Source organism: Alphaproteobacteria bacterium (genome assembly GCA_041396705.1).
In the GTDB taxonomy this organism is placed as follows: Bacteria; Pseudomonadota; Alphaproteobacteria; order CALKHQ01; family CALKHQ01; genus CALKHQ01.
Map to the genome: position 1 here is coordinate 271,238 of JAWKYB010000005.1, position 12,220 is coordinate 283,457.

The window sequence follows — 12,220 nt, forward strand, 5'->3', positions numbered from 1 at the left end:
TGCGGTCAGGCGTGGGTCGCGGTCACCGCGATCAGCTCGTGATCGGAAATGGCGTTGCCGGCATCGTCGACCGCCGCGAGCACCTCCGGCGCCGAGCAGGCCAGCCCGCGGCTGAAGAACCAGTCGATCTTGGCGAACGGCTCCTCCGGCGCGCCGTCCGGCAGCGTGCGCATGGTGGTGGCGTGGGCCAGGTTGCAGGCGGTCCAGTCGAGCCCGGCCTGCGCCGCGACGTCGAACATCGGCTCGTGCCGCGACGGGTCGGTCAGCCGCTGCGGATCGTCGGCCAGCGCCCGCGCGATGCCGTCGGGACCGACCGCGCGGAAGCCGACGTCGAAGCTGCTGGTGTTGAAATCGCCGCCGATCAGCCAGGGCAGGTCGGGCGCATAGCGCCGCAGGCCGGCGACCAGCGCGGCCATCTGCCGGGCGCGGTCGGCCCGGTCGGTGTGGCTTTCGAAATGGACCGCGGCGACCGCCACCGGCCCGCCGGCCAGGCGGATCTCGCCCAGCGCCGCGATCCGGCCGCCGACCCGCTTCTGGTAGGCGTCGGCGACGTACCAGCGCCCGGTCGCCTCCAGGCGCAGCACCGCCGGCCGGCTCAGCGGCACCCGGCTGAGCACGCCGTTGCCGTGCAGCCCGTTGCGGTTGCTCTCGCCGGCGTGCCACGTCTGCTCGCGCTTGTCGCCGAGACCGAGCTCGACGAACTCGACCGCGAAGGCATAGCCCGCGCCCAGACCGTCGGCGAGGTCGTGCAGCGTGCGGCGCTGGCCGGACCGGGCCATGCCGTCGTCCATCTCCGTCATCAGCGCCACGTCGGCGCCCGCCGCGCGCAGTCGGGCGACCGACGCGTCGACATGCTTGCAGCGCTCCGCATTCCACGCGACCGCGCGGACCGCGCGCGGCGCCGGCCGTCCGCCGCCGGCCGGTATTCCACCTCGTGCAGGCAGGCGGTGTCGCGATACAGGCCCGGGTGGGAATCGTCCGGCGCCGCCGCCATGGCGGCCCGCCGTTCCGCCTCCGGCAGGCTGAGGCGCGCGACCTGCGCCGCGGCGATCTCGGGTATGGCAGCGTCGGGCAGGGCCATGATTGCGACTCCGTTGATTCGACCCAGCATTCCTATCAGCAGCGCGGCCCGGCGGCCCATCGGCGATTTGCGGCCACAAGCCCGCCCTGGACCCCGCCGCGGATTGACCGCATAGTTGCCCGAATTGTGGGGCAGGAAAGGATCGCCGGCCTGCCGACAACGGCCGGCGTCCGAAGTCATTCCAGCGAGGCATATTCGTCATGGCCGACAGCACGCTGATTCGCGGATTCTCGTTCGGCGACGTCGTGGGCGGCGCCTTCGGCGTGTTCTTCCGCAACTTCCTGATGTTCGTGCTGATCGCGGCGATCGTGAACGCGCCGCTGCTGCTCTATGTGCACTACGCGTCGCCGCCGACCACCCAGAACGCCGCGCTGGCGCAAGGCGTGCTGGTCTTCGTGATCCAGCTGGTCTGCTCGGCACTGACCGCAGCGATGCTGGTCTACAGCACCGCGCAGACGCTGCGCGGCCGCCCGCGCAACGTCGGCGCGACCATCTCGAACGGCTTCGCCGTGCTGTTCCCGGCGATCGGTGTGTCGCTTGTGTTCGGCATCGGCGTGGCGCTGGCCGCCCTGGCCGCCGGCGTGCCCGCCTTCGTCACCGGCTCGCCCTGGCTGCTGGTGATTCCGGTGGTGGTGGCGCTGATCGTGGTGACGCGCTGGTGGGTCGCGGTGCCGGCGGTGGTGATCGAGCGCGAAGGCGTCTTCGCCGCCATCGGCCGCAGCAGCGAGCTGACCAAGGGGTCGCGCTGGACCGTGTTCGGCATCATCCTGGTGTTCGGCGTGATCTCGTGGCTTGTCAACTTCGTGGTGCTGAAGACGGTCGGGCCGGGCTACGCCCAGCCGGCCGACACCACCACCTTCCTCATCGTCGACTGGGTGGCGACCGCGATCCTGTCGGCGCTGTCCTCGGCGCTGGGCGGCGTCGCCTATTTCGCGCTGCGGGTCGACAAGGAAGGCCTCGACATCGACCAGGTCGCCTCGGTGTTCGACTGAGGCCCGCCGCCGCGATCAGCCGCCCGCCGGCCGGTCGCGCTTGCTGGCGCGGCGCTTGCCGAAGCTGAGGTCCCGCTCCAGCCGCGCCCGCTGCGCGCGGTAGAACGCCTGCAGGAACCGCCGCGCGTCGACCGGCTGGTCGTCCGCCGGCTGCCAGCCGGTCTTGCGCCGAATGCGGTCGGCCACCTGCTCGAACACCCTGGCCGAGTCGGCGCCGGAACGGCGCAGCACGTCCTCCAGCACCTGCAGCTCGTAGGCGCCGTAGATCGCGAGCTGGCGCTCGGTGAAGCGGTAGTCGGCCGCCGCCTCCCCCGGCGTGGCGATCGACAGCAGCGGACGGGCGGGGGCGGCGGCGACGTCGGGCAGCAGCGCCTGCTTCGGCGCCGCGATCACCCAGGTGCCTGCGACCATGTCGCCGGCGCGCAGCCGGTCGCGGTTGAACACCGGCAGCAGGGCGAGCACGCCGGTCCACAGCAGGGCGGCCCAGATCACCCAGCGCTCCTCGGCCTGCACCCCCAGCACCAGCAGCAGGCTCAGCGGCAGGAACAGCTCCACCTCGCGCATCAGGTTGCGCGCCAACACCGCGTCGCCGCGCAGCGGTCCGCCGTCGCGGTCGACGACGCGCAGCCCCAGCGCGCGCTTGCCCGGCGAGGCGCCCCGCCACTTCAGCTCGAACCAGGCGAAGTAGAACGAGCGCACGAAGAACGACAGCAGGGTGACCAGCACCCAGACCGCCTCGCTCTCGATCAGCGTCCGCGGCATCGTCAGCAGGATCAGGCCGAGCACCAGGAAGGCGCCGCCGACGAACAGCAGGTCGAGCAGCAGGGCTGCGAAGCGCTCGGTCACCCCCGCCAGCCGCATCTGCAGCGCGACGCCCTCCGGCGCCGCCACCGTGCGCACGTCGCGGCCCCGGCCGTCGTCGAACACGATCGGACGCACGTCAACCATCCGGCCCGCCCCGTCCGCCGCCGGGTCCGCTGCCGCGTCCGGCCAGCGCGAAATAGCCGAGCCACGCGGCCAGCGCCGCCGTGCCGACCAGGATGCGCACGACCGGGTCGTTGATCAGCTGCCGGCCCAGCCCCTCCAGCAGCGCCGCGGCGAACAGCATGACAACGGCGCCGATCACCAGCACCGCCGCATCGCGGCCGCGCCGGGCGAGGTTGTGCAGCCGCGCGTGCCGGCCCGGGAACACCAGGCTCTCGGCCACGACCAGGCCGGCGGCGCCGCACAGCACGATGGCGAACAGCTCGGTGGTGCCATGGATGGTGAGCCAGGCGATCATCTCGCCGCCCAGCCCGCGGTCGGCATAGAGCGCGACGAAGGCGCCGACGCCGAGCCCGTTCACGAACAGCAGCAGCACCGTCGGCACGCCGAAGGCGAAGCCGAGCGCGAAGCACAGCATGCCGATCTGGCTGTTGTGCGAGAACAGGAAGGCGGCGAAGGCCGATAGCTCGTGGGCCGCGTCCGGCGCGGTGTAGAGCGCGGCGCGCAGGTCCTCGGTGGAGGCCGCCGGGGTCCGGCCGGCCGCCATGTCGGCATCGACGAAGGCATAGAACCAGTCGGTGCTTTCCAGCGTGAGAGCCAGGCCGACGCCGATGCCGACGGCCAGGCACAGCGCGGAGACCAGGATGTGCCAGCCGGCCGCGCGCACGCAGGCCGGCCAGCGCTCGGCGAAGAAGCGGCCCACCATCTGCGGCAGCCCGCTGTGCGCGGCATAGACCGAGAGATAGGCGCGGGTGGCCAGGCTCTCCAGGTAGAGCAGCAGGCTGCGGTCCAGCGAGATGCTGCGGGCCACCGACAGCGAGGACAGCGTCGCCCGGTAGAGCATCGGCAGCCGCGCCAGGTCGTCCGGCGACAGGCGCGACGGCCCGGCGACGTCGCTGCGTTCGAGCAGGCGCTCCAGCTCCGCCCAGCTCCGCTCCCGCTCGCGGCGGAACTGGGTGCTGCGCAGTTCGACCTCGGCCATCCTTGCCCTTCCCCCTTCCCGTCCGGCGGCTCAGATACGCTCCTCGCGCTTGATGGCGAGATAGCGGTTGATCAGGTCGACCGCGACCTGCTCGCGCGGCGCCTCCAGGCACATCACGCCCAGGCGGCGCAGGCGCTCGAACACCACCTTGCGGTCGTGGATGAAGCTGTCGGCGATGACCGCGCGGGCGACGTCGCGGAAGCCGGCCGGCGCCGCGTCGACCGCGTCGAACAGCACCGGATCGCGCAGGCTGACGAACAGCACCAGATGCCGCTTCGCCAGCCGGCCGACATTGTCGAGCATCAGCTCCGCGGTGACCGTGTCGACGAAGTCGGTCATCACCACGATCAGCGTGCGGCGGTTGAGGCTGCCGAGCAGCCGCATCAGGCAGAGGGTGTAGTTGGTCTCGTCGAGCGTGTAGTCGAGGCGCGCGATCTCGCGCTGGATGCGGGTAAAGGCGCCGATGCCGCCAACCGGTTCGGCGTAGAGCCTGACCGCGCTGTCGAACCCGAACACGCCGACCCGGTCGCCGGCGCGCAGCGACATGTAGATCATCAGCAGCGCCGCGTTGATCGCGTGGTCCAGCTTGGGCACGCCGTGCATCGGCTCGCTCATCAGCCGGCCGGTATCGAAGGCGAAGATGATCTGGTGGTTGCGCTCGGTCTCGAACTCCTTGCAGACCAGCGCCCGGTGGCGGGCGGAGTGCTTCCAGTCGATCGAACGGTGGTCGAGGCCGGGCACGTAGTCGCGCAGCGATTCGAAGGTGCTGCCGTCGCCCTGCTGGCGCTGCGGCTTGATGCCGAACAGCGCGTCGCGGGCGGCGTAGCGCAGCGCCAGCGTGCGCACCGCGCGCACGTTCGGCACCACCGGCAGCATCTCGTCAACCGCCAGCCGCCAGTGGCGCGCGACCAGGCCGAGCGGCCCGCACCAGCGCAGCCAGACGGCAGTGAACCGGACCTCGCCGCGCCGCGACGGCACCAGCGGCACGGTCAGCACCGCCTCGGCGCCGGGCGCAAGCGCGAACGGCACGGCCGCCGGGGGCAGCAGCGGCCCGCTGACCTCGCACACCAGCGCACCGTCGGTCGCCGGGCCGCGCGCGCGATTGGCCAGCGCCACCTCCAGCGGATCGTCGTCGCCGATGTACAGCAGCGGCGGCAGCCGGGTGGCGACCGCCAGGCCGCGCCGGGTCGGCGCCAGCAGCGCGTCGAGCCCCAGCACGAACAGCGCCACCGCCGGCAGCGCCAGCCCGAACGGCCACAGCGCCTCGCCGGCCAGCGCCAGCACCAGGCTGACCGGGGCGCCGGCGAACACCAGCAGCACGGCGCGGCGGGTCGGCCGCATCAGCGCGGCGCCGGGATCTGGCCCAGCAGCTCGCCGAGCGCGTGCTCCGGCCGCTGGCCCTCGATCTCGGCCCCCGGCGACATCACCACGCGGTGGCGCAGCGCCGGCACCGCCAGCGCCTTGACGTCGTCGGGCAGCACGAAATCGCGGCCGCTCAGCGCGGCATAGGCGCGCGCGGCCGCCGCCAGCATGTTGGCCGCCCGCGGCGAGGCGCCGAACTGGAAGGCCGGGTGCTCGCGCGTGGCGCGGACCAGGTCGACGATGTAGAGCACGATGTCGTCGGCGATGCGCAGGCCGGCCACAAGGCGGCGCATCGCCGACAGCGTGGCGGCATCGGCCGCGCTCGCCACGCCGAATTCCTGTGGGTGGCGCAGGGTGGTGCCGGCGCCGTGGCGGGCGACGATCGTCGCCTCTTCCTCGCGGCTCGGATAGTCGAGCACGTGCTTGAACAGGAAGCGGTCGAGCTGCGCCTCCGGCAGCGGATAGGTGCCCTGCTGCTCGATCGGGTTCTGGGTCGCCACCACCATGAAGCTCTCGCCCAGCGGATAGGTCTCGCCGTCGATGGTCACGGCGCGCTCCTGCATCGCCTCCAGCAGCGCCGCCTGCGTCTTCGGCGGGGTGCGGTTGATCTCGTCGGCCAGCAGCAGCTGGGTGAAGATCGGCCCCTTGGTCAGCGCGAAGTCGTTGGTCTGGAAGTTGAACAGGTTGGTGCCGATGACGTCGCCGGGCATCAGGTCGGGCGTGAACTGGATGCGGCCGAAGTCCAGCGTCAGGCAGGCGGCGAAGGTGCGGGCGAGCAGCGTCTTGGCCGTGCCCGGCACGCCCTCCAGCAGCACGTGACCGTCGACCAGCAGCGCCACCAGCAGCAGGTCGACCGCCTGCTCCTGGCCGACGATGACCTTGCCGATCTCGGTCCTCAGCGTCGCGCTGGTCGATTGCAGGCGTTCAAGATCCATCGAGCATCTCTCGCTTCCAGCTGTTGAGGCGTTGCGCGGCGTCGAGGATCCGCGCCGTGTTGTCGCCGGCCGCCGCCGTCGCGACGTCGCGGTCCAGCCGTTCGAAGGCGGTCGGCACCCGGCGGGCCTGCCCGACCCGGTCGAGCCATGCTACCAGCGCGCGCCGGTCCAGGCCGCGCGGCGCGTGCAGCCGGTCCGCCACCTGCCGGACGCACATGTCGGCAGAGCCGCGCAGGAAATGGCCGCCGTGCCGGCGCGGGTCCAGCAGGCCGGCGCCGGTGTCGAGCAGGGTGGCGGCGCCCGGGGCGAAGGCGCGATCCGGCGGCTGCGGCGGGCCGAACCGCCCGATGCCGGCCCACACCAGCAGGCAGAGCGCGACCAGGCCCTGCAGCGTCGCCAGCAGGAACGGCATCTCGAACATCACGCGCCACAGGTCCGGCCGCTGGGTCAGGCCGTGCACGGTCTCGTCGACCACGACCGTGCCGCCAACAGGCCGCAGCAGGTCGATCAGCGAAAGCGCGAATGCGGCATTGCCGCCCACGCCGATTCCGTGGTTGGCAATCACGTCCGGGTCGGACAGCACGGCGACGCGCAGGCCGTCCACCACGGTGGAGCCGACCAGCATGCCGCGCGAATCGCCGACCAGCGGGTCCAGCCTGGTCGAAGCGATCAGCTGCGGCGCCGTCAGGGCGATCTGCGCGCCGAAGCCGACCGTCTCGACGGCGGCACCGCGCACGATCCGCGCGCCGGGGTCGATGAGGTTCACGATGGCCTCGACCGCCGATACCGGCACCGGCTCGGCCGACCCGATCCAGCGCGGATTGTCGTCCGCCGGCTCGCCGCGCCATTTCGGCAGCACGACCAGCATGGCCTGCAGCGCCGGCGCCCAGGATAGCTCAGCAGAGCGGCGAGGCCCTCGCCGCTCTCCGGCTCGGCGGCGACCAGCAGCGTACCCGCGGCACGCGCCCGACGAATCGAAGCGGCTGACCAGCACCGGAACGCCGGTCTCGCGCAACAGCGCGACGAAGGCGCCATGGCCGATGGCCGAGGTCGAAGGCGCTCGGCGCCCCGCCGTGCGGCGCGGATCGAGCGATTCGTCGAACACCAGCAGATAGCTCGCGGCGCAGCGAAGCCGATCAGGCCGGCGGCGACCAGGCCGATCACGGTCCGTCGGTCGAACACGGCGCGCGGCCGCGCCACCACGCGCGATCGAGCGGCCATAGCGCGCATGGCAGGCCTGGTAGTCGGCGGCGCTGGCCCGCGTGACCGCCGAAATGGCACCGTTCGACCGCGGCAGCGATCGTGCCGAGCGCGCTGGCCCCCGGCGCCGGCAGCGTCCGGCGCAGGAGTTCGCGGTGTGGTCAGGGCAGGCGGCATCGCGTGACCGCCGCGGCGCCGCAGCTCTTCCAGGCCGTTGGCAGCAGCGGTGGATCGCCTCGCCCAGTTGCCGTCGCCGGCCGTGTCGTCGGCATCAGCCAGCGAGGCCGGCGGGCCGGCCGGCGCGGCCGTCGCCGTCACGCGCGCGCGGCTGCGCCGGCCTCGGCCGCACCGGGGTCGCGCAGCCGCATGGCAAGCGAGGCGACCTAGATGGCGACCAGCACCGCCGCCGCCACCAGCCAGCAGCCACAGCAGCGCGTCTCGGCGATCGCGACGGAGCCGGATGCCGGGGCCGGTGCGGGCGACGGCGCTCGTACGCGATCGATGCGTCGCGCCGCATCAGCGCGGCGGCGGCCCGGTGTCCTCTGCGGGCTGCACCGGCGCCGAGGCCGGGCTGGTCGGGCAACGCGCCGCTGGTAGTCGCGCCGTCGACACCACGTTCGACCGCGGACCGCGCGTCCTGGGCCGACGCAGGGCCGCCGTGCAGGCCAGGGCGACGGTCGGCACCAGCGCGCGAAGCGCCCGGCGGAGCGCGCGGCCGCGCTCCGTCGCCGCCCGAGCCGCCGGGCGACGCCACGCCATGTTTCCTCCCGCCGTCACGCCGTCGCCGACCCCGCTGCTGCCCGATTGCGGCCCGGCCCATCTTGCCCGCACCGTCCGGCCCGGCCAAACCCTTTCGCCGCGCCGCCCGGTGTACCGCGGCGTTCAGCCCGGCGGCTCCGACGCGGTGCCGTCGTCCGCCGGCACGAACACCGTAAGCGCCCGTTGCCTGACCGTGAAATCCGCCGGGGTGCTGGCGTCGAGCTCGCCGTCGACGTTGATCTGTTTCGGCCGCGCGGTCTCCACCCGCACGCGGTGCGCCGACATGTTGACCGTGCGGCCGGCGCGGGAGAAGCGCCCGGTCAGCAGCGCCGGCAGCTCGCCGAGCCAGCCAAGCATGCGCACCGGGCGCACCCAGTAGAGCCAGAGCAGGCCGTCGTCGTGGCTGGCATCCTCGCTGATGATCAGGCCGCCGCCGTAGCGCCGGCCGCTGCCGATGGCGAACTGCACGCAGCGCGCGCGCACCGGCCTGTCGTCGACCGTCAGCGCGACGCTGAACGGCCGGGTGACCCGGTAGGCGTCGATCCACGCCAGCGGATAGGCCAGCACGCCGAGCCATTTCTTGCGCGGGCCCTTGTGCGCCTTGGCGACCTCGGTGGAGAAGCCGATGCTGGCGACGTTGACGAACCAGCGTCCGTTGCAGCAGCCGAGATCGATGGCGCGGGTGACGCCGCCGGCGATCACCGCCACCGCCTGCGCCGGGTCGTCGGGAATGCCGAGGCTGGTGGCCAGGTCGTTGGCGGTGCCGAGCGGGACGATCCCGACCGGCAGGCCGAGCGCGAGCAGGTCGCCGGCCAGCCCGCTGATGCTGCCGTCGCCGCCGCCGACGACGACCGCACGCGCGCCCGGCCCGTGTTCGCGCAACAGCGCGCGCGCCTCGTCCGGGCTGGCGACGCCGTGCAGCGAGACCGGCAGCCCCGCCGCGGCAAAGGCCTCCGCGACCGCTTCGGCCGCTTCCTCGCCCGAACGGGCGTGGCGGTTGATCAGGCACAGGATCGGTGACTGCATGGTTCGCCCGGTTGTCTTGGCCGTCGCGATGCCGCGACCGTGCCGACGCTGCGACAATTCACATCGGTCCATTTCGTTCCCGTCGGGTTGGTGGCATCCTGCCTCACCCACTCGCGGCGCGGCCGTGCCGGCGGCGCCGAGCCGGATAGGAGCCACCGATGACCCGTCTCGCCACCTTCGCCCTCTGGCTGCTGTTGAGCGCTGCCGCCTTCGCCGCCGCCGCCTGCGACCATACCATCCGCGGCGTCGGCCAGGACCTCGAAGACACCGGCGAGGCGATCGACGACGCGGTGAACTGACGCCGGGACGGAACCGGTTCGCCGGCAAAGCGTTCCCTTGCAGCGCCCGCCCGCCGGCCCGGCGACGTCCGGCGGGCGGGCGCGGTCGGAACATTGCAAGGGACAAGGACCATGCCGAATCTGAAAGCTCTCGGCCTGCTGCTGGCCATCGCCGCGGCCGGCGCCACCGCGGCCTGCGACCACACCATCCGCGGTGTCGGCCAGGACATCGAGGACACCGGCGACGCCATCGAGGACGCCGCCGAGTAGGCCGCCCGGCGCCGGTCGGCCAGGCGGCCGGCGCCCCTCAGAGCCCCAGCGCCATCCGCAGGGTGGCGCCGATATGGAAGCCGATGGCCTCGACCGCCGCGTCGATGTCGCGGTCGCGGCAGGCGAGCAGCAGCGTGATGTGCTCGTCGAAGGACTGGCGCAAGGCGCTCGGCGTCATCAGGCCGTCGTCGTGGCGCAACAGCCGGATCCGGTCCAGATTGACCGTGTAGATGCTCTCGATCAGCTCGTTGGCCAGCGCCTGCACGATATGGACGTGCATCTGCTGGTCGATGCGATGCGCCTCGGCCACCTCGGCCGGCGTCACTGTCTTGCCGATCGAATCGCGCACCGCCTGGTGGCGGGCGATCAGCGCTTCGGCCTCGTCGGCCGTGCAGGTCTCGCAGAACCGGCGCACCGCCGCGCTCTCGATCATCAGGCGCAGGCCGAAGGCATTGCGGATCGCCTTCGGCGTCGCCTCGGCGATGCGGATGCCGCGCTGCGGGATCACCGTTACCAGGAATTCCGACGCCAGCTTCTGGATCGCCTCGCGCGTCGGCGCGATCGGCATGTCGGTCAGGTCGCACAGCTCGCGCTGCGAGACGAACTGGCCCGCCCTCAGGGTGCCGTCCGAAAGCATGCCGCGGACGGCGTTGTAAGCGCGGTCGCTGAGCCTGGGTGCCATGGCGGCGCCGGGTCAGGCCGCCATGCCGCGGACCAGACCGACGATGTCGTCGACCGCCGCCGCGGCGACCGGATCGAGCGGCGGCATCGGCTGGGCCCACTCCGCCTCGTCCGACAGCGCCGCCATCACCGCCTTCAGCGTCGGCAGGAACGGGCGGCCGTCGAACGCGGCGGCCAGTCGCGCCAGCGCCTCGCCGGCGGCGGCGTTGCCGGCGACCGTGGCCGCGACCGTCTGCGGCACGATGTTGCCGAGGCCGCAGATCGTGCCGACCCCGCCCAGCGCCATCGCCCGCGGGATGAAGCTCTCCAGCCCCACCGCGATGCGCAGGCCGTCGCCGCCGCGCACCATCGGCGCCACCTCGTCCCAGACCAGACCGCTGTCCTTGACGCCGACCACGATGCCCGGATGGGCCCGCGCCAGCGCCTGCACGGTGGCCACCGGCACCGGGAAGCCGGACACCGACGGGATGTTGTAGATCAGCAGGCGCAGCGCCGAGGAGCCGACGCCGGCAACGACGCGGCGATAGGCGTCGAAGATCCCGTCGGCGCCGCCGGCGCGCAGGAAGAACGGCGGCGGCGCCAGCACGGCGCAGCCGACCCCGCAGGCATGCCGCGCCAGCGCGATGACGTCGGCCAGCGCGGTGGCACCGCAGCCGACGATGATCCGGTCGGCGCCGATGCCGGCCGCCAGCAGCCCCTCGACCGCCAGGCAGCGCTGCTGCACCGAAAAGGCAGGGCCTTCGCCGGTGGTACCGAACGGCACCACCCCGTTGCAGCCGGCGGCGAGCACATAGCGCGCGCGGTCGACCAGGCGCGGAATGTCCACCGAAAGGGCGCCGTCGGGGCGCTCGACCACCGGCGTCGCCAGCGCGACGCAGGCCCATCCTGGCTGCTCGAGGATCGACATATCAACTCCCAACGCGCCGGTCCGCACCTGACCGCGCCGTCACGATTCCGCCGACAATCTGCGTCAACTCCGGGCGCGGTTGCCAGCCCAATCGTGCGCAACCGTTGCCGCGTCCGCACGGGCCTTCCCTCGCACGGGGCCTTGCCCTATGGTGCCGGCCGATTTGCCACCACAAGAGTTCTCAATCATCGTGATCGCACGGAACTTGCTGGTATTTGGGTTGGCTGCGGCCGCCTTCGCCGGCGGAAAAGCGGAGGCCCTGGACTTGGAAAACACCATCTACATGGACCTGGACGACGGCCGCGTGGTCATCGAACTGCTGCCCGACCTTGCGCCGCAGCATGTCGAGCGGATGAAGACGCTGGCGCGCGCCGGCTTCTACGACGGCATCGTGTTCCACCGGGTGATCGACGGCTTCATGGCCCAGACCGGCGACCCGACCGGCACCGGCCGCGGCGGTTCGGACCTGCCCGACCTGCCGGCCGAGTTCACCGACGCGCCGTTCGAGCGCGGCACCCTGGGCGCGGCGCGCACCGCCGACCCGAACAGCGCCAACAGCCAGTTCTTCATCTGCTTCGAGCCGGCGCCGTGGCTGAACGGCCAGTACACCGTGTTCGGCCGGATCGAGAGCGGGATGGAGTTCATCGACGCGCTGGAGAAGGGCGAGCCGCCGGCCGAGCCCGACCGGATCCTGCGCATGGCGGTCGCCGCCGACGTCGACGGCGATGCCGACACCGGCACCGACACAGAAACCGACGAATGA

14 protein-coding genes are annotated in these 12,220 nt (G+C 72.7%); 4 read left to right on the forward strand and 10 right to left on the reverse strand.

Going from position 1 to position 12,220, the window contains the following annotated elements; all coding sequences use genetic code 11:
• Positions 1–5 precede the first annotated feature (5 nt).
• Entirely contained in the window at positions 6–800 is a 795-nt protein-coding gene (locus R3F55_09170) for an endonuclease (GenBank protein ID MEZ5667584.1), read from the reverse strand.
• Positions 800–1,141 carry a hypothetical protein gene (locus R3F55_09175; GenBank protein MEZ5667585.1) on the reverse strand — a complete coding sequence of 114 codons (342 nt, stop codon included), beginning with the start codon at positions 1,139–1,141 and terminating at the stop codon, positions 800–802. Before R3F55_09175 ends, R3F55_09170 begins: the two co-directional genes overlap by 1 nt.
• A gap of 140 nt (positions 1,142–1,281) precedes the next feature.
• On the opposite strand from R3F55_09175, the gene R3F55_09180 reads away from it, so the two are divergent.
• Positions 1,282–2,073: a glycerophosphoryl diester phosphodiesterase membrane domain-containing protein gene (locus tag R3F55_09180; protein ID MEZ5667586.1), complete on the forward strand. Its 792-nt coding sequence runs from the start codon at positions 1,282–1,284 to the stop codon at positions 2,071–2,073.
• A gap of 15 nt (positions 2,074–2,088) precedes the next feature.
• Here the strand turns inward: R3F55_09180 and R3F55_09185 are convergent, their stop codons facing one another.
• The 6 genes from R3F55_09185 to R3F55_09210 all read right to left on the reverse strand — a co-directional run bounded on the left by R3F55_09185 (position 2,089) and on the right by R3F55_09210 (position 9,321).
• On the reverse strand, positions 2,089–3,021 hold the full coding sequence (locus R3F55_09185; protein MEZ5667587.1) for an RDD family protein: 933 nt from the start codon (positions 3,019–3,021) through the stop codon (positions 2,089–2,091).
• On the reverse strand, positions 3,014–4,039 hold the full coding sequence (locus R3F55_09190) for a stage II sporulation protein M (GenBank protein ID MEZ5667588.1): 1,026 nt from the start codon (positions 4,037–4,039) through the stop codon (positions 3,014–3,016). The genes R3F55_09185 and R3F55_09190 overlap by 8 nt, the downstream gene beginning before the upstream one ends.
• Positions 4,040–4,069: 30 nt before the next feature.
• Positions 4,070–5,380 carry a DUF58 domain-containing protein gene (locus R3F55_09195; protein MEZ5667589.1) on the reverse strand — a complete coding sequence of 437 codons (1,311 nt, stop codon included), beginning with the start codon at positions 5,378–5,380 and terminating at the stop codon, positions 4,070–4,072.
• Positions 5,380–6,336: a MoxR family ATPase gene (locus R3F55_09200; protein ID MEZ5667590.1), complete on the reverse strand. Its 957-nt coding sequence runs from the start codon at positions 6,334–6,336 to the stop codon at positions 5,380–5,382. Before R3F55_09200 ends, R3F55_09195 begins: the two co-directional genes overlap by 1 nt.
• Positions 6,326–7,204, reverse strand: coding sequence for a hypothetical protein (locus tag R3F55_09205; protein MEZ5667591.1), 879 nt, complete (start codon positions 7,202–7,204; stop codon positions 6,326–6,328). Before R3F55_09205 ends, R3F55_09200 begins: the two co-directional genes overlap by 11 nt.
• Before the next feature lie 1,214 nt (positions 7,205–8,418).
• Entirely contained in the window at positions 8,419–9,321 is a 903-nt protein-coding gene (locus tag R3F55_09210) for a lipid kinase (GenBank protein MEZ5667592.1), read from the reverse strand.
• 158 nt (positions 9,322–9,479) lie between these two features.
• On the opposite strand from R3F55_09210, the gene R3F55_09215 reads away from it, so the two are divergent.
• Positions 9,480–9,620 carry an entericidin A/B family lipoprotein gene (locus tag R3F55_09215; protein ID MEZ5667593.1) on the forward strand — a complete coding sequence of 47 codons (141 nt, stop codon included), beginning with the start codon at positions 9,480–9,482 and terminating at the stop codon, positions 9,618–9,620.
• A 111-nt stretch (positions 9,621–9,731) separates the two neighbouring features.
• A complete protein-coding gene (locus tag R3F55_09220) occupies positions 9,732–9,869 on the forward strand; it encodes an entericidin A/B family lipoprotein (GenBank protein ID MEZ5667594.1) in 138 nt (45 codons plus the stop codon).
• Positions 9,870–9,906: 37 nt separating this feature from the next.
• On the opposite strand, the gene R3F55_09225 is transcribed toward R3F55_09220, so the two are convergent.
• Positions 9,907–10,551: a GntR family transcriptional regulator gene (locus tag R3F55_09225; protein ID MEZ5667595.1), complete on the reverse strand. Its 645-nt coding sequence runs from the start codon at positions 10,549–10,551 to the stop codon at positions 9,907–9,909.
• 12 nt (positions 10,552–10,563) lie between these two features.
• On the reverse strand, positions 10,564–11,457 hold the full coding sequence (locus tag R3F55_09230; GenBank protein ID MEZ5667596.1) for a dihydrodipicolinate synthase family protein: 894 nt from the start codon (positions 11,455–11,457) through the stop codon (positions 10,564–10,566).
• A 283-nt stretch (positions 11,458–11,740) separates the two neighbouring features.
• Here R3F55_09230 and R3F55_09235 point away from each other — a divergent pair, with 283 nt between their 5' ends.
• Positions 11,741–12,220, forward strand: a complete 480-nt coding sequence (locus R3F55_09235) for a peptidylprolyl isomerase (GenBank protein ID MEZ5667597.1) — start codon at positions 11,741–11,743, stop codon at positions 12,218–12,220.

What these genes read in the sequence shown, in the direction of transcription:
- R3F55_09170 (MEZ5667584.1), bottom strand. Translation starts at nt 800, where the DNA reads ATGACGGAGATGGACGACGGCATGGCCCGGTCCGGCCAGCGCCGCACG.
- R3F55_09175 (MEZ5667585.1), bottom strand. Translation starts at nt 1,141, where the DNA reads ATGGGCCGCCGGGCCGCGCTGCTGATAGGAATGCTGGGTCGAATCAAC.
- R3F55_09180 (MEZ5667586.1), top strand. Translation starts at nt 1,282, where the DNA reads ATGGCCGACAGCACGCTGATTCGCGGATTCTCGTTCGGCGACGTCGTG.
- R3F55_09185 (MEZ5667587.1), bottom strand. Translation starts at nt 3,021, where the DNA reads ATGGTTGACGTGCGTCCGATCGTGTTCGACGACGGCCGGGGCCGCGAC.
- R3F55_09190 (MEZ5667588.1), bottom strand. Translation starts at nt 4,039, where the DNA reads ATGGCCGAGGTCGAACTGCGCAGCACCCAGTTCCGCCGCGAGCGGGAG.
- R3F55_09195 (MEZ5667589.1), bottom strand. Translation starts at nt 5,380, where the DNA reads ATGCGGCCGACCCGCCGCGCCGTGCTGCTGGTGTTCGCCGGCGCCCCG.
- R3F55_09200 (MEZ5667590.1), bottom strand. Translation starts at nt 6,336, where the DNA reads ATGGATCTTGAACGCCTGCAATCGACCAGCGCGACGCTGAGGACCGAG.
- R3F55_09205 (MEZ5667591.1), bottom strand. Translation starts at nt 7,204, where the DNA reads ATGCTGGTCGTGCTGCCGAAATGGCGCGGCGAGCCGGCGGACGACAAT.
- R3F55_09210 (MEZ5667592.1), bottom strand. Translation starts at nt 9,321, where the DNA reads ATGCAGTCACCGATCCTGTGCCTGATCAACCGCCACGCCCGTTCGGGC.
- R3F55_09215 (MEZ5667593.1), top strand. Translation starts at nt 9,480, where the DNA reads ATGACCCGTCTCGCCACCTTCGCCCTCTGGCTGCTGTTGAGCGCTGCC.
- R3F55_09220 (MEZ5667594.1), top strand. Translation starts at nt 9,732, where the DNA reads ATGCCGAATCTGAAAGCTCTCGGCCTGCTGCTGGCCATCGCCGCGGCC.
- R3F55_09225 (MEZ5667595.1), bottom strand. Translation starts at nt 10,551, where the DNA reads ATGGCACCCAGGCTCAGCGACCGCGCTTACAACGCCGTCCGCGGCATG.
- R3F55_09230 (MEZ5667596.1), bottom strand. Translation starts at nt 11,457, where the DNA reads ATGTCGATCCTCGAGCAGCCAGGATGGGCCTGCGTCGCGCTGGCGACG.
- R3F55_09235 (MEZ5667597.1), top strand. Translation starts at nt 11,741, where the DNA reads ATGGACCTGGACGACGGCCGCGTGGTCATCGAACTGCTGCCCGACCTT.